Origin of the sequence: Nisaea sp. (assembly GCF_039990255.1) — a bacterium.
Taxonomy (GTDB): domain Bacteria; phylum Pseudomonadota; class Alphaproteobacteria; order Thalassobaculales; family Thalassobaculaceae; genus Nisaea.
The window spans coordinates 184211-198800 of the sequence record NZ_JBDXGG010000018.1 but is presented as its reverse complement, the minus strand read 5'-3'; the positions used below and the strand labels follow the sequence as shown (position 1 = coordinate 198800).

The window sequence follows — 14590 nt, the reverse complement described above, 5'->3', positions numbered from 1 at the left end:
CCTGCACGCCCGGATGGATTACCGGGCGCGCCCCGCGTCCGTTTCGGATAAGAGGACAAGATGCTGACTCCACAACAACGCCCGACGCATTTCACCCGCCACAACGGGGAGAAAGCGCCACTACCGTTCTCCAAAGCGGAATATGAGCGCCGGCTATCCGAGTTGCGTGTGGTCATGGCAGAGCTCGGCCTGCCCGCAGTGCTGTTCACCTCGATGCACAACATCGCCTATTACTCCGGCTTCCTTTATTGCAGCTTCGGCCGGCCGTTCGGCTGCGTCGTCACCAAGGACGCCTGCACCACCGTTTCAGCAAATATCGACGGTGGACAGCCCTGGCGCCGTAGCATCGCAGACAACGTCATCTACACGGACTGGCAACGGGACAACTTCTGGCGCGCGGTACGCGAGTCGATCGGGACGGACGACCGGATCGGCATCGAAGGCGATCACCTGACCCTGCAGGCGCGCAGCGCTCTGGAAGAGGTCACCGGCATCAAGCAGATCATCGATATCGCCCCTGCCGCCATGCGCAAACGGATGATGAAGTCGGCGGAGGAAATCGCCCTGATCCGGGAAGGCGCCCGCGTTGCCGATATCGGCGGCGCCGCGATCCGTGACGCAATCCGCCCCGGCGCTCGGGAAATCGACGTCGCCATGGCCGGGCGAGACGCCATGGAACTGGCCATTGCGGAGGCCTTTCCCGACAGCGAGATGCGCGACACCTGGGTCTGGTTCCAGGCCGGCCTGAACACGGACGGCGCGCACAACCCGGTCACCATGCGTACGCTCGAAGCAGGCGACCTGCTGAGCCTCAACACGTTCCCGATGATCTCGGGCTACTACACCGCGCTGGAACGCACCCTTACGCTGGGCGACCCCGACAAGGACACACGCCGCCTCTGGGAAGCCAACGTCGCCGCGCACGAACTCGGCATCTCATTGATTAAGCCCGGCGCCCGGTGCGATGAGATCTGCGCCGAGATCAACAGGTTCTTTCATCAGGAAGACCTGCTCGACTATCGCTCCTTTGGGTACGGCCATTCCTTCGGCGTGCTTTCGCATTACTACGGACGCGAGGCCGGACTGGAATTGCGTGAGGATATTGAGACGGTGCTGGAGCCGGGCATGGTGGTTTCCATGGAGCCGATGCTCTGGGTCCCCGAAGGCACCGCGGGCGCCGGCGGTTACCGGGAGCACGACATCCTGGTGATCGGCGAGAACGGTGCGGAAAACATCACCGGCTTCCCCTATGGACCGGAGCACAATATCGTACCCGTCTGATCACACACGGGGCTCAGTCTCATGTCTCACCCGGCCCTCGCTTTTTCCGAAGCCGAATATCGGGTCCGCATCTCGCGGGCCCGAGAACAACTGGTTGCGCGAGGTATGGACGCCCTCCTCTGCTTCGCCCAGGAATCCCACTATTACCTGACCGGCTATGACGGTGGCGGCTATGTCTTCTTCCAGTGTCTTGTCCTGACGGCAGAAGAAAAACCGCTGACGCTTCTCTGCCGTCGACCGGATGTCTCTCAGGCCCGGGACACGTCACTGATCGACGAGATCCGTATCTGGCTCAATGCGGAGGATACAGACCCGGCCAACCAGCTACGCGGCATTCTTTCCGATCTTGGCTTTGCAGGCGGTCGCGTCGGCATAGAGCTCGATACCTACGGCCTCACTGGCAAGAACCACGCAGCCATTCAGGCCGCAATGGATGGATTCTGCACCCTCGTCGACGGCAGCGATATTGTCTCCTCCCTGCGCCTTGTGAAATCGGAAACAGAACTCGACTATATCCGCAAGGCGGCCGCACTCGCTGATGATGCATATGATTCGGCTCTCGATACGGCCCGCGCCGGTGTAGTCGACGCGGAAGTCACCGCAGCCATCATGACAACGACCCTGCGCGGCGGCGGCGATGTGTCGCCCGCCGGACCGCTTGTCAATTCCGGCTCCCGCGCCATCTACGGACGCGGAGTCGGCGGGCCGCGCCCACTCGATGCGCAGGACCTTCTGATTCTCGAATATGCCGGCACCTTCCGGCGTTACAATTGCTGTATCGAACGCAGCATTTCCATTGGCGGTCCGACAGAAGCGCAGCGGAAACTGCACGGTTTGGTGCGGGAGACGCTTGAAGAAATGCAGACTGCCTTCCGGCCGGGCGACACGCTGGGAACCGTCGACGATATTCACCGGAGACGGCTCGACGCCGCCGGACACGCGGAGCATCGGTTCGCCGCCTGCGGCTATTCGCTCGGCGCCACCTACCGGCCATCATGGATGGATGTGCCGCCGATGATCTATTCCGGCAACCCGCTGGTGCTGGAACCCGGGATGGTATTCTTCCCGCATGTCATGGTCGGTGATCCGGAAACCCGGCTGGCCATGGGTCTCGGCAACACAGTTCTTGTCACCGAGACCGGATGCGAGGTGATGAGCCGCCATAGCCTGGACCTTCCCGTGCGCTGAACCGGGCCAACAGAAGATAGCCGCCCCGCGACAATGCTTTATTTTTGTTATCCAGTCTTCACTGCCGCACGGCGATAGCGACGGCCGCACCGCCCATTACCGTCGCGCTTGCCCGATTTGCGATTCGCACAGCGCGCGGGCTGCGCATAAGGTTTCGCGCCCCGGCGGCCATGACGACATAGCCGAGGTCAATTGCAGCCAGCACGAGGACCAAAGTGACAGAGATAGAGGCCCAGTCGCCAAACGAGACGGAGCCAAGATCTATCAGGGTCGGCAACAGAGCGAGGTAGAAAAGCATGATTTTCGGATTACCCAGCGTGACCGACAGACCGGAGAAGAACATCTTCAGACCGCTACGCGGCTCCGGCTTGCGCGCTCCCGCCGTATCCAACGGTGCCGTCCACATTCTGAAAGCAAGATAGGCGAGATAGCCGACACCAATCCACTTGATGACAAGGAATGCCGAATGAAAGGCTTCCGCGACAGCTGCCAAGCCGATAATCGCCATGGTCAGCCAGACCAACTCTCCCAGCCACATTGCTACCAGGAACGGCATCACCGCGCGCCAGCCCCGGGCCAGCACTTGTGCCACAAGAGCTGCGAGGCTAGGACCAGGAGATCCAGCTGCAAGCGCGAGGGCAATGGCGAAAACCAATAGCGACGAGAAGTCCATGCTCTACTCTCCGGATGCGGAAGTCCGCATTTTGAAGGGAAGCAAGGACCCCTTCAAGCAGATGCCGTTCCAGACATGTCAAAGACTTCAAGAGAAACGACAGCAACTCGTCAGGCGTTACGGACCTCATCCAGGAACCGGCGCACCGTGTCATTCAGCGTGTTCGACTGCTGGGCGACCTCACGCGCCGTTTCCAGCACCTGGCTTGCGGCGGCGCCGGTATCCTGTGCTCCTTCAGTCATGGAGACGATATTGGAGGAAACCATCTGGGTGCCTTGTGCCGCTTCCTGAACGTTCCGGCTGATTTCATTGGTCGCAGAATTTTGCTCCTCAACCGCCGAGGCAATTCCGGTCGCGATCTCGCTGACGCGGGCGACTGTCTCCGAAATTGTCCGGATTGCACCGACCGCACTGGTCGTCTCTGACTGCATGGTTGAGATCTGGGTGGTGATCTCTTCCGTCGCCTTGGCGGTCTGGGTCGCCAAATTCTTTACCTCGGACGCCACCACCGCGAAGCCTTTGCCCGCCTCGCCCGCGCGCGCGGCCTCGATGGTCGCATTCAGCGCCAGGAGGTTTGTCTGCTCGGCAATATCGTTGATCAACCCAACAATCTCGCCGACCTTCTGAGCCGCCTGATCGAGCCCCACGACAGACTCGCGGGTATGCTCTGCCTGCTGGGATGCTTCCGCGCTGATGCGGGTGGACTCGCTGACCTGCTGACCGATTTCCCTAATCGAGGAGGCGAGCTGTTCCGCCGCAGCTGCGACCGTGTCCACGTTGGAGGAAGCCTCGCCGGACGCTGCTGCGACCGATCCTGCCTGGGTCTCGGTATTGCCAGCAATTTCAGTCATGGACTGTGCGGTGCTATCGAGCTCGGTTGTAGCGCTGGCAACACTGCGAAGGGCTTCACTGACGGCGCTGTCGAAGGTCTCGGTGATCACCTCGATCCGCTGCGCCCGGGCTTCCCGTTGCTCGCGGGCCTTCTCCTGCTCGACCTGCATTTCCTCGTTCTTGATCATGTTCGCGCGGAACACTTCGACGGATTCAGCCATCTGCCCGATCTCGTCGCCACGTCCAGTGCCAGGGATTTCGACACTGAGATCCCCCTCCGAGAGAGAGCGCATCACCCCAGTCATCTGCACCACTGGGCGCAGCGCCGTGCGTGCTGTGGTGTAGCCGATCCCCGCCAGCAGCAAAAACATAACCACACCGACTGCAGCAAGAATGTTCCGCATGTCATGTACCGGACCGAGAATCTCGGGCTCGCTCATCTCTCCCAGGACGGCCCAGCGCACCCCCTCGAATTCCAGCGGCTTGAAGACCGAATAAACGGGCTCTCCGAGATAGTTGTTTTCCTGAATCGTACCGTTCTCTCCCGCAAGGGCCTTTCCAGCGGCATCGGTATTTGCTTCGGCCGTCAGAATTGCATCGGAGCCCAAAACGCGAGAGCTGCTGCGCAACAGCATGTCGGCACCGACCAGGATAGTCTCCCCCGTCTCCCCCATGCCGGAGGTATCGCGCATCAGCCGGTCGATCATCTCGGCCGGGATGTGGATTACCAGACCGCCCGCGAACTCCCCGCGAACGAAAAGCGGTGTCCCGATAAAGGCGGTCGGCGCATCGGCACGTGGCGCATAGGTGTGAAAGTCACTCATCACAACCTGCCCCGGCTCTGGGTTTTCCGACAGCCGTGCAAAGACTGCCGCCAGCTCCGTATCCTTTGCCGGGCCTTCGATCAGGTTGGTCGCATAATCCGATGCCTTCATAACGCTGTAGACAATATTGCCATCGGAATCGATCAGCATCACATCGGCGTAACCTCGGCTTTCCTCCAACTTGCGGAACCAGGGATGGTTCTCGCCATGATATTTGGAATAACCGGAACCGTCTTCGGCCAGATCCAGAATCTGCTTACTACCCTCGGGATTTGGATTGTCGACGATATAAAGCTTCTGCAGCGTTTCAGTCGGATCGCCTTTCCTGGCGAACAGCCGGAAGCCGAACTTGAACCCGTTCAGCGCTTTTTCCGTACCGCTGTTCGCCGCGACGATCAGCATATCGTCACGGATCGTCCCGAGCAGGGTCTTCAGAGCATCGACACGCGCCACAGACAGAGCCTGCAACTGATCGACCGCACGCTTTTCCAACTGACGCGAAGACTGAAAATAGCTGAAAGACGCGACAACCAGAATGGAAAGCGCAGTTGCAATTCCGACAAGCGCCGGAATTTTTGCCGATAGATTGATGTTCTTCACGTTCCCCAACCCCAAAGACTTTGCTTTTTTATCTAGAAATTTCTCGAAGGCAATTTCAACTAAAACTTACATAATAAAAATTATTTGATTTGAAATTTTTGAAAAATGAATATTAATTATTCAATTTCTCACATTTGAATTAGAAAATTTCTTAAAATTTATTTATCATTATAAAAATGAAACGACACTCGATTTCTCACTACAAATAAAACCACTCACAAACCAGAATTAGATAGGCGCTGATTCGTCTGCGCTTCTCTCGGCGCACCACCTCTTCCACATACCGCGGCAGGCATCTTCAAAATCGCGCGCGAAAGAAGCGCCATCCATCGCTGGCGAAGTTCGCATTTCCTCGCGCACTCTGGAACGCAATTCCGGCAGTTTTGAGGGGTCCGACGCGAGGTCACAGGCAATACGGACATAATCTTCAACCGTTTCGGCGATCCACTCCGTCCGGCCGATCTGTGTCAGCAGGGAACTCCCGACTGTTCCAATGGCGGCCTTGCCTCTCAGGGTCACTGTAGGCAGCCCCATACTAATGCCTTCGAAGCCTGTCACGCCGTTATTATGCGGGAATGTATCGAGCATAATGTCTATCTGAGCGTATGCTTCTTGAGATCGTGCGCAGAAACCAAAGACAAGCCTTTCAGGACCAATTCCCAACTCTCCGAACCGGTCGATCATCGCTTGACGGACCGATGGCTCACGACAGGTGTGATTGAACAGGCGGAAACGGGTTCCTGGTGTTTGATGCAAAATCTCCGCCCAAACCTTGAAAACATCATCATTGAGCTTCACCGAGCGAGCAACTGAGCCGAAGGTAACATATCCGTTCAGCTCAGCTGGCGGCGGCGTTTCCGTCTGCGTCCATCCGATGGGTTCAAAGGCGACGACAAACTTGGGAAGGTTCCAGATTTTCTCAGTGAACAAATCCGAGGAATCCTCCGGTGTAAATACCGGGTCTCCCAGAAAATAATCGATCGCAGAGAGGCCAGTTGTCACACCATGGTCAAGCCAATGAAACGAAACAGGTGCCGGCTTTTCCGCGAAAACCCGAAGCCGGTTTCCTTTCGTATGTCCCGCCAGATCGACAAGAATATCGATCCCATCATCTCGGACACGTTTGACCAACGAATCATTGCTCATTCCCAAGGTGGGGACCCAGTGATCTGCGAGTGAGCACATCTCTTCCGTCACGCGATCCTTGCCGCGCAAATAGGATGCATAGCAGAAGATCTCAACCTGCGTGTGATCATGGTTCTTCAACAATGGCAGAAAGAAATTCGCGCTCGAGTGCCAATAAAATGCCCCACCGACATAACCAATTCTGAGACGCTTCTGTGGATCCCGGCTATTATGGTGCGGCTGCCAGAGGCGATGGAGCGGCTTGCCCACAAATTCATCGAAACGCCTGTAATCCTTCATCATTTCAGCTGTCGTGAGGGCCGGCTTATAGTGCAAGTAGAACAGCAGGGAATGATGGGCTGCAACATTCTCTGGCGCTTCCTTGACGGTTTGGCGCCCGAGCGCCACGGCTTCATCGAGGCGACCAAGATCAGCGAGCAGGTCTCCCATTTGCGTCGAAGCCCATGTGTGACCGGGTGTAATGATTAGCCCCCGGCGCAGATCCCGCTCCGCATCATGCAACTTACTAAGCTCGCGCCGCACTGCGCTTAGGCCAACATAGCACCTTGTATCTCCTGGGGTGACGCAGATGATCGCACGTTTCCAGCGTTCTGCATCGGTCACACGTCCTGATGCCTGCAATGCACCGGACCAAACTGAAAGGAGCGAAGTAGAAAGCGGCTCAACCACAAGTCCTTGGCGACCCAGCTGGATCGCCTTGTCGAACTGGAGGAGGTTATTTGAAACCAGAACACTATTCGCAATGGAGGCTGTGGCCGTGGGCTCCATGCAGAGCGCCTTACGGTAGGAATCCCACGCCGCGCCCATATCGCCGAGTTCTTGGTAACAGGTACCCAGGCTCGACCAGCTGATTGTATCCCGAGGATCTGTGCGCAGAACGGCACTGAAGGAACTAATCGCCGCGTCAAATTCCTTCAAAGCCAACTGAACCAAACCACACCCGATCATCGCAGCCGGATATTCCGGCCGGACACACAGCGCACTGCGGTTCCAGCGGCTTGCAGACTCATAAACCTCGGAGACCCTCTGGATGGTGGAATAATTAACGCAGTTTTCCGCAACAGCAGGATCCAAAACAAGAGCCTGCCGGAACGCATTTTCTGCATCTTTTTCACCGCCGCACTTCTGCAATGCAGTACCCAGATTGCGGTAGGCCTCACCGAAAAGCGGATTGGCCGAAAGTGCGTCGCGGTAACTTGCAACCGCTTCGCCATAGCGTTCGAGGCCAGCAAGAGCGTTTCCCAGATTATTGTGCCCTTCGGCTAGTCCTGGCGCCTTCGATAGGCCTGTACGGTAGGCTGCGATAGCGTCCTCATTCCGATTCTGCTGCGCAAGCACCAGGCCGAGATTGCACCAGGCCTGGGCAAGATCTGGAGCATGTTGAACTGCGGCTCGATAACTCCTTTCAGCCGCCTCCAACCGGCTCCCTTCTTTTTCCAGGTTTCCCAGATTGTAATACGCAGCCGCAAAGTCCGGTTGGTAGCGGAGCGCATTTCGGAATGAGCGCTCCGCATCATCGGCGTGGCCCTGAGCCAAATAGGCATTTCCGAGATTATAATGCGCTTCGGCATTGTCCGGTTGTTCGGCCAGAGAGCGGGAGATCAGATCCGTCGCCGTATCCGGGTGCCCGGCTTGCAGGGCGAGAACCCCGAGCAGATAGAGAGCAACTGGATGTCTGGGAGAACGTGAAAGAACTTCACGATAGAGTGGCTCGGCCTTCGCGAGCCTTCCCGCGCCATGCTCCGAGACCGCCTGTTGCAGAAGGGCCTGAAGAACTGCCTGCTGATCCGTCATGAGCACGCTATCCGAAATTCGACCTACGGGCGCCGCATGCCCCATTTCGACAGCATACAATCTGGTAAAACATTGGGAAGTAGAGATTCAGAAGGCGGCAGGATCAGTGCATGAGGTGCCGAAAGCCCAGTTACAGGCAAACCCGCCTCACCATTCAGGCAGAGAACATTTTGAAGTAGGCTCTCGCATTAAGAATCTGCTAGAGCACGGATATCTTGAGCATGTTATTATGACGGCATACCGGTTCTTTTAGGGCGACCCGCTGACCGCGACGCTCCGGATAACAGGCCGATTTTAAGGGCAATGAATGCCTGGAAGAATACGATCCCATTTTAGAACACTGATGATTGCAGCGGCTTTCCTCATGGGAGCCGCAGCCCCGGCAGATGCCATAAGGATATACGATCTCAAGGGACGGCTTGTCATTCTGGACAAACCGGTCCGGAAAGTTCTGCTTGGAGAGGGGCATTTTCTCGCGACCCCAGCTCTGCTGACCAAGGATCCGGTTTCCCGCGTTGCGGGCATGTTCCCGGATTTCGAGCCCCAGGACCATGACGGATTTGCCCACTTCGCCGACGCATACCCGCTCCTGGCGGGGGCTCCGACAATCGACGGTACCGGCGCCGGGAGCGTCACCCCGGAAAACGCCTTGGATCCTAAACCTGACACCGCGATCCTGGGCCTAGGCGGTCATAGCCTGAATGACCCGTCGAAGCAGGCGATTGAACTGCTTACGGCCGCCGGCGTGCCGATCATCTTCATCGATTTCCGCAACATTCCGATCGTCAATACCCGGCACAGCATGCACGTTCTCGGTCAGATCTTTGGCTTGCAGGCGGAATCAGAAGACTTCGTAGATTTCTACAACAGGGAAGTCTCTAGGGTGACCGATCGGATGGTTCTGTATTCCGGCCATCGGCCGACCGTCTTCCTCGACGTCAAGGCAGGCCGTACCCGCGATTGCTGTTTCACCACCGCCAGCAGCATGCTTGCCACCCTGATCGACGTGGCCGGCGGACGTAACATCGCAAAATCGTCCCTGCGCGATATGGCGAGGCCGCTGAAACCCGAATTCATCATCGCCTGTAATCCAGACATCTACATCGGCACGGCCATCGGCTCCCGCAGCCAGGGCTGGACGCCGGGTGGGCCAATCGTCCTTGGTGCCGGAATTGACAAAGTCCTGGCCCGACAGTCTCTCATCAGCGCGACGCTACGCCCCGGAATTTCATCTCTGAGCACCGTAGACACCGGTCATACACACGCTATCTGGCACCAGTTTGCCAGCACACCGATGAACGTCTACGCCCTGCAGAAACTCGCAACATGGCTCCACCCGGAACTGTTCGGGGACCTCGACCCTGAAAAAACCATGATGAAATTGGTGAACCGCCTGCTTCCCGTCAGAATGGAGGGCGTTTATGCAACCAGCGTCCTGCCGCCAACGAAAGTCCATTAATGGTCATGTCGATTAAGCAGTCCCCCGGACGAAACGCCTGATCAGGCGTTCCCGCTAAGATCACACTCTTAAAATGTAACATGGAGACAATCATGCATTCCGCCCACGCAACCGTCCGCTCGGAGAAAGCCGGCCGTTATCTGGTCCAGCTCTGCAAACACTTCGCCCACAAGATTCCGGCCACCTGGGAGGAAACCGAAGGCGAAGACACCAAAGGTCACGCCGATTTTGGTATCGGCGCCTGCGAGATGACGGCGAAGGACGGCGCCCTAGTGCTCGCCTGCAACGCCCCGGATGCCGAAGGGCTCGGCAAGGTAAAATACGTCATCGAGGACCACGTTGCCCGGTTCGCCTGGAAGGAAGAGTTGAAGGTCGAGTGGCAGGACGGCCCTGCCGCCTCCTGAAACCGGTATCAAGTCAGCTCTTTCATCCCGGACGGCGTGTCGATCTCTGCAAGATAGCGGAGGATCGGCCCCAGGACGATTGCGGGCGGGTTCTCGATAGAGAGATCGCGATAAAGTGCCTCAATGGCGGCCGTGTCCGGATGCTCAAGGGTAAACGATCGAAGCCGCGCCCCAAGATCGGGAATCTCGGCCTTGGATTCGAGCACGCCCCGTCGATCGATCAGCGAGGGCGCGGCGCCGTCGAGCGGAAGCGATCCGTCCACCGGGATGGCAAAGGCGAAACTTGGGTCATCGAACGGTAGCGGAACAACCTCGCCGAAGATCTCCCCATGGGCTGAAACGACAGAGCCAATATCCTCCACTCCCGCCACCCACCCGCGCAGGCGCCGACCCGCCTCCCAGTCCGCCCTGACCTTTTCCCGGTTATCCAGCCCGAACCACCGCGCCCGGCCCGGCGCAACCCCGTCCGGATCAAGCGCTACGATCTCGAGATAGACAGTCCCGCCAAGCTGAAGTCGGTGATTGTGCGTGCCCATGTAGGTGTGTCGCGTCCCGAACGGCACGTCGAGATCGAGGCATTCCCGTACATGCGCCGCCCCTTCGGCCAGCGTCGGGGCGATAACGGTGATGTGGTCAAGTTTCAGCATGAGTGCCACCAAGCTTCATCCGATAGAGAGCAGGTTCGGGCCAGTTCAGGGAGCAAGAGGACGAAGCGCATCCTGGCTTGGCGCGCTGTCAGCGACGGACGCGATGGTGTCATAGGCGTCCGACCAGGCGGCAAGTGCCGGATAACTCTGCCGCCAGTCCGGCGCCAGCGCGTAGAACTGCATCATGCCGAGCGCCGCCACGACGCAAAGCGCATCGAAACTGATTGGCGGGGCACCTGCAGGAGCTTTTACTGTAGAGTTCAGATGGGCAAGACCGCGCCTGACCTGGATATCCGCCACCTCCAGCAGGGACCGGGAACGCTCCTCCTCAGGACGTCTCATCTCACGCGACCAGACCGTGACTACGTCGAGAAATGCAAGAGACTGCGCCTCCGCCGAGACGGCCTGCCAGTCGCCATAGGGTGCGACGGTCCGCTTGCCGGATTTCTCGTCCAGATAGGCGCAGATATGGCGCGCCTCCGAGAGCACGAGGTCACCGTCCACCAGCAGCGGAATGCGCCCCAGCGGAGAGACCGGGATGACCGGGCTGTCCGGCGTCCGCAGCCCCACCCAATCAAGCTCCATCGCATCGCCCAGCCCGCTCTCGATCGCGGCAATCCGGCAGATCCGGGCATAGGGCGAGTTCGGGGTGTAATAGAGCTTCATGATGGTGGTTTCCTCCCGGTTTTTATTGGTTGGGTGATACCCTAGCGCAGACGGCCACTTGCGGGAGAAACAAATGCGCCGCTGTACCTTCTCGAGCTGGCCGCTGGCCCCGGCATGAACTGTCGCGTATGAAATTAATGACCAAATTGGATGGAGAAACCGCATGAGCTCCGAAGTGCTGGCCACGCTTGAGGAAATGAGACTGTCCCTGCCCTCTTTCTGCACACCGCGCGGCAATTTCCTGCCCTGGCGGCGGGAAGGAAATCTGGTATTTCTATCGGGACAGACCTGCGATTGGGATGGTGGCGTGCCCTATACCGGCCCGGTGATTGCGCCGCGCCAGACAGCTCCGGCGAATGGCCCGCATGTGACGGTCGAGACCGGCAAGAAGGCCGCCGAAATGTGCGCCCTCAATCTGCTCTATTTCCTGCAAGACGCCTGTGACGGCGATCTGGACAGGGTGCAGACGGTCATGAGGCTCGGCGGCTTCGTGAATTGCCTGCCCGGGTTCGACTGCTCACCCGACGTGATCAATGGTGCGTCCGAGCTGTTCATCGCGCTGTATGGGGATCGCGGCCGGCATGCCCGCACGGCGGTCGGAGTCTCGGGCTTACCCGGCAACGCATCGGTCGAGGTCGACGCAATCGTCGTGATCGCCTGACGGACTGGCGCGGCGGCGGGAGCCTTAGATCGATGGTGGCAGCACCGGTGCTGGTGGGCCTTGCCGCCAATGGCTGAGACCCAGCGTCGCACCAAACCCGCTCTCGATTGCGGCAATCCGGCAGATCTGGGTGGGAAGCGGACATTACGAGACACTGACTCTGACCAAGGGACCGTCGATTATGAACGAAAACCGTTATCTGTATAATTTCCTATTTCACGGCACTCAATCCCCACACATAAAAGCGCCGGCCCCATCCGGGACCGGCGCTCCATGCGTCTCAAAACCCTCGAACTGCGGATGCCCCTGATAAAGCGGTTTCCGGTCGGCGTTGCCGGCATTGGTGTCCGCCTTGCGGAAATGGTCGGATTTGGTCCAGGCGATGAAGGCGTCGTGGTCCTTCCAGAGCGTGTGCGAGGCGTAGAGGGTGTGGTCTTCGGCTTCGGGGCCCTTGAGCAGGCGGAACTCGACGAAGCCCGGCACCTGGTCGAGCTGGGAATCCCGGGTCTTCCAGACGGTCTCGAAATCCTCTTCGGAGCTCTTCGTTACCTTGAAGCGGTTCATGGCGATATACATTCACTCTCTCCTGGTTTTTGTAGTTCTCGGGTTTTTGTCATTCTTGAGTTCTTAAAGTTCCAGCCCGGCATGTGCGTCCGGGCCATAGACGGGGAGAATGCGCGGCGCCTGCCCGTCCTCCCGTTCAACGGCAATCTCGGTTTCATAGATGGCGCTCAGCCGATCAGCTGTGAAGACCTCGGCGCCCGCGCCGTCCGCGACCATGCGTCCGTCATGCATCCGCGCCAGGTGCTCTACGAATGGGTCAGCTGCATGCTTTTATCGCCGCCGGAGCGCGGCTCCTTTCGACTGTGGAGATCGCCCGCGTCGCTGTGACCTGTGCCTGTTCCAAAAGGCTTCGGCCAGCACATGGGGAACTATTTGACCATCGGCACGTTGTTGATGCAGACGCAACAACGCGAGTCGAAGCCATGGAACTCTTTTCGGGTCTATTCGCCCTGATCATTCTGATCGCCGATATTTATGCCGTGATCCAGGTGCTATCCAGCGGGACCTCCGGTGTGAACAAGCTTATCTGGATCCTCCTAATCATCATGCTGCCGGTCATCGGCCTCATCATCTGGATGTTTGCCGGTCCACGTAGCGCCTCCGGGGTCAGGGTTTAAGGATCTTGGAGCACACAGCCGTAAATTCTTCTGCCTGTGATGCACCGCAGGCAGAGCCGAATGACAATGCTAAGTCACCCGCACACCGTGCCCTCCATCGGAGGGCGCGGTTGCGTGATGTTCAGTCATATGCGGTGATCGGTCTTTTCGTGCTGGCGGCGGGATCGGCACTCTATGTCGCGTCCGAGCTGTTCCTGCCGATTTTTCTGGCTCTCTTCCTCTGCGTCATTCTCTATCCAGCAGTACGGACAATCAGCGCGATAGGTCTGCCCGACTGGTGCGGCGCCCTGGTGGTGGTGCTGGGGCTTGTCGGCATGGCGGGGCTCGCTCTATTCCAACTCTCCGATCCGGTCATGTACTGGCTCGACGAACTGCCGGAGATTGTCCGAAAGCTCGAACGCGAGTTCTGGGGGCTGCGGCAATCCATAGAGGAAGCGTCGCAGGCGACCGAGAAGCTCAAGGACATGGCAGGCAGTGGTGGCGGTGGGGCCGGTGACACGGTGGTCGTCCAGGGGCCGTCATTCCTGCGTCAGTTGGCCAACTATACCTGGCTGACCATGGCGCAGATCGTAATGACGCTGGGCTTGCTCTATATGTTGCTCGCCCAGGGACGCCGTGCGGTACGGTCCTACATGCGACGTATCGAGAACCGGTCGGCCTTCGTCGCTTTCATGGGGGCAGTGCAGGAGAAGTTCTCCACTTATGTGCGGGCGCTAACGGCCATCAACCTCTGTGTTGGGGCGCTGACCGCGCTGGCGATGTTGCTGCTCGGCATGCCGAATCCGGTCATGTGGGGGCTGCTTGCCTTCTTCCTGAACTTCCTTCCTTTCGTCGGCCCGCTTGCCATGCTGGCGGTCCTGACGCTCGCCGGTCTCGCCAGCTTTGACACATGGTTTGCCATCGCCTCCGTCCCGGCAGCTTTTGCGCTGATTAATGCGGTTGAGTGCTATGCCGTCACGCCCGTGGTGATGGGACGGACCATGACGCTTAACCCGATCCTGATTTTCATCTCGATGCTGTTCTGGACCTGGTGCTGGGGCATGCCCGGCGCATTTCTTGCCGCACCGATCGCTGTATTTGCGAAGCTTATCTATGACTTCGTGATCGGCCATTCGGAAAATTACGGGCAACCCCGAGCAACACCATCCGCATAAAACAATAAACCTCTCTTTTTCTCGCTCTAAACATCAACACCCGGCGGCATTATTACACTCCTTTATTATCGCCCATTGCTA

14 protein-coding genes are annotated in these 14590 nt (G+C 58.5%); 7 read left to right on the top strand and 7 right to left on the bottom strand.

Annotation, left to right across the window (positions count from 1 at the left end):
- Positions 1-60: 60 nt before the first annotated feature.
- Both ABJ076_RS11175 and ABJ076_RS11170 read left to right on the top strand, forming a co-directional pair.
- Complete coding sequence (locus tag ABJ076_RS11175; RefSeq protein WP_348190146.1) at positions 61-1281, top strand: aminopeptidase P family protein; 1221 nt, start codon at positions 61-63, stop codon at positions 1279-1281.
- Between the two features lie 21 nt (positions 1282-1302).
- Positions 1303-2469, top strand: coding sequence for a Xaa-Pro peptidase family protein (locus ABJ076_RS11170; RefSeq protein ID WP_348190144.1), 1167 nt, complete (start codon positions 1303-1305; stop codon positions 2467-2469).
- A gap of 58 nt (positions 2470-2527) precedes the next feature.
- On the opposite strand, the gene ABJ076_RS11165 is transcribed toward ABJ076_RS11170, so the two are convergent.
- The 3 genes from ABJ076_RS11165 to ABJ076_RS11155 all read right to left on the bottom strand — a co-directional run bounded on the left by ABJ076_RS11165 (position 2528) and on the right by ABJ076_RS11155 (position 8337).
- A complete protein-coding gene (locus tag ABJ076_RS11165) occupies positions 2528-3142 on the bottom strand; it encodes a LysE family translocator (protein ID WP_348190142.1) in 615 nt (204 codons plus the stop codon).
- Positions 3143-3252: 110 nt separating this feature from the next.
- Complete coding sequence (locus tag ABJ076_RS11160; RefSeq protein ID WP_348190140.1) at positions 3253-5397, bottom strand: methyl-accepting chemotaxis protein; 2145 nt, start codon at positions 5395-5397, stop codon at positions 3253-3255.
- A 228-nt stretch (positions 5398-5625) separates the two neighbouring features.
- On the bottom strand, positions 5626-8337 hold the full coding sequence (locus tag ABJ076_RS11155) for a tetratricopeptide repeat protein (protein ID WP_348199361.1): 2712 nt from the start codon (positions 8335-8337) through the stop codon (positions 5626-5628).
- Positions 8338-8680: 343 nt separating this feature from the next.
- Here ABJ076_RS11155 and ABJ076_RS11150 point away from each other — a divergent pair, with 343 nt between their 5' ends.
- Both ABJ076_RS11150 and ABJ076_RS11145 read left to right on the top strand, forming a co-directional pair.
- Positions 8681-9796 carry an ABC transporter substrate-binding protein gene (locus ABJ076_RS11150; RefSeq protein WP_348190138.1) on the top strand — a complete coding sequence of 372 codons (1116 nt, stop codon included), beginning with the start codon at positions 8681-8683 and terminating at the stop codon, positions 9794-9796.
- A gap of 92 nt (positions 9797-9888) precedes the next feature.
- Positions 9889-10200: a DUF2218 domain-containing protein gene (locus tag ABJ076_RS11145; RefSeq protein ID WP_348190136.1), complete on the top strand. Its 312-nt coding sequence runs from the start codon at positions 9889-9891 to the stop codon at positions 10198-10200.
- An 8-nt stretch (positions 10201-10208) separates the two neighbouring features.
- Here ABJ076_RS11145 and ABJ076_RS11140 read toward each other — a convergent pair whose 3' ends face one another.
- The gene (locus ABJ076_RS11140; RefSeq protein WP_348190134.1) at positions 10209-10847 is read right to left on the bottom strand and encodes a VOC family protein; all 639 of its coding nucleotides are present in this window, start codon (positions 10845-10847) and stop codon (positions 10209-10211) included.
- 45 nt (positions 10848-10892) lie between these two features.
- On the bottom strand, positions 10893-11513 hold the full coding sequence (locus ABJ076_RS11135) for a glutathione S-transferase family protein (protein ID WP_348190132.1): 621 nt from the start codon (positions 11511-11513) through the stop codon (positions 10893-10895).
- A 163-nt stretch (positions 11514-11676) separates the two neighbouring features.
- Here ABJ076_RS11135 and ABJ076_RS11130 point away from each other — a divergent pair, with 163 nt between their 5' ends.
- Positions 11677-12174 carry a RidA family protein gene (locus tag ABJ076_RS11130; RefSeq protein WP_348190130.1) on the top strand — a complete coding sequence of 166 codons (498 nt, stop codon included), beginning with the start codon at positions 11677-11679 and terminating at the stop codon, positions 12172-12174.
- Between the two features lie 225 nt (positions 12175-12399).
- On the opposite strand, the gene ABJ076_RS11125 is transcribed toward ABJ076_RS11130, so the two are convergent.
- Positions 12400-12750 (bottom strand): antibiotic biosynthesis monooxygenase, encoded by a 351-nt coding sequence (locus tag ABJ076_RS11125; protein ID WP_348190128.1) that lies wholly within the window; start codon positions 12748-12750, stop codon positions 12400-12402.
- A 51-nt stretch (positions 12751-12801) separates the two neighbouring features.
- Positions 12802-12969, bottom strand: a complete 168-nt coding sequence (locus tag ABJ076_RS11120; protein WP_348190126.1) for a hypothetical protein — start codon at positions 12967-12969, stop codon at positions 12802-12804.
- A gap of 191 nt (positions 12970-13160) precedes the next feature.
- Here ABJ076_RS11120 and ABJ076_RS11115 point away from each other — a divergent pair, with 191 nt between their 5' ends.
- Together ABJ076_RS11115 and ABJ076_RS11110 are read left to right on the top strand one after the other, a co-directional pair.
- Positions 13161-13355 carry a PLDc N-terminal domain-containing protein gene (locus ABJ076_RS11115; protein ID WP_348190180.1) on the top strand — a complete coding sequence of 65 codons (195 nt, stop codon included), beginning with the start codon at positions 13161-13163 and terminating at the stop codon, positions 13353-13355.
- Positions 13356-13465: 110 nt separating this feature from the next.
- Positions 13466-14509 (top strand): AI-2E family transporter, encoded by a 1044-nt coding sequence (locus tag ABJ076_RS11110; protein ID WP_348190124.1) that lies wholly within the window; start codon positions 13466-13468, stop codon positions 14507-14509.
- Positions 14510-14590 lie beyond the last annotated feature (81 nt).

Excerpts from the sequence above, each read along its gene's own strand:
- ABJ076_RS11145 (WP_348190136.1), top strand. The coding sequence starts at position 9,889 with ATGCATTCCGCCCACGCAACCGTCCGCTCGGAGAAAGCCGGCCGTTAT.
- ABJ076_RS11125 (WP_348190128.1), bottom strand. The coding sequence starts at position 12,750 with ATGTATATCGCCATGAACCGCTTCAAGGTAACGAAGAGCTCCGAAGAG.
- ABJ076_RS11140 (WP_348190134.1), bottom strand. The coding sequence starts at position 10,847 with ATGCTGAAACTTGACCACATCACCGTTATCGCCCCGACGCTGGCCGAA.
- ABJ076_RS11135 (WP_348190132.1), bottom strand. The coding sequence starts at position 11,513 with ATGAAGCTCTATTACACCCCGAACTCGCCCTATGCCCGGATCTGCCGG.
- ABJ076_RS11165 (WP_348190142.1), bottom strand. The coding sequence starts at position 3,142 with ATGGACTTCTCGTCGCTATTGGTTTTCGCCATTGCCCTCGCGCTTGCA.
- ABJ076_RS11115 (WP_348190180.1), top strand. The coding sequence starts at position 13,161 with ATGGAACTCTTTTCGGGTCTATTCGCCCTGATCATTCTGATCGCCGAT.
- ABJ076_RS11150 (WP_348190138.1), top strand. The coding sequence starts at position 8,681 with ATGATTGCAGCGGCTTTCCTCATGGGAGCCGCAGCCCCGGCAGATGCC.
- ABJ076_RS11175 (WP_348190146.1), top strand. The coding sequence starts at position 61 with ATGCTGACTCCACAACAACGCCCGACGCATTTCACCCGCCACAACGGG.
- ABJ076_RS11155 (WP_348199361.1), bottom strand. The coding sequence starts at position 8,337 with ATGACGGATCAGCAGGCAGTTCTTCAGGCCCTTCTGCAACAGGCGGTC.
- ABJ076_RS11120 (WP_348190126.1), bottom strand. The coding sequence starts at position 12,969 with ATGCATGACGGACGCATGGTCGCGGACGGCGCGGGCGCCGAGGTCTTC.
- ABJ076_RS11130 (WP_348190130.1), top strand. The coding sequence starts at position 11,677 with ATGAGCTCCGAAGTGCTGGCCACGCTTGAGGAAATGAGACTGTCCCTG.
- ABJ076_RS11170 (WP_348190144.1), top strand. The coding sequence starts at position 1,303 with ATGTCTCACCCGGCCCTCGCTTTTTCCGAAGCCGAATATCGGGTCCGC.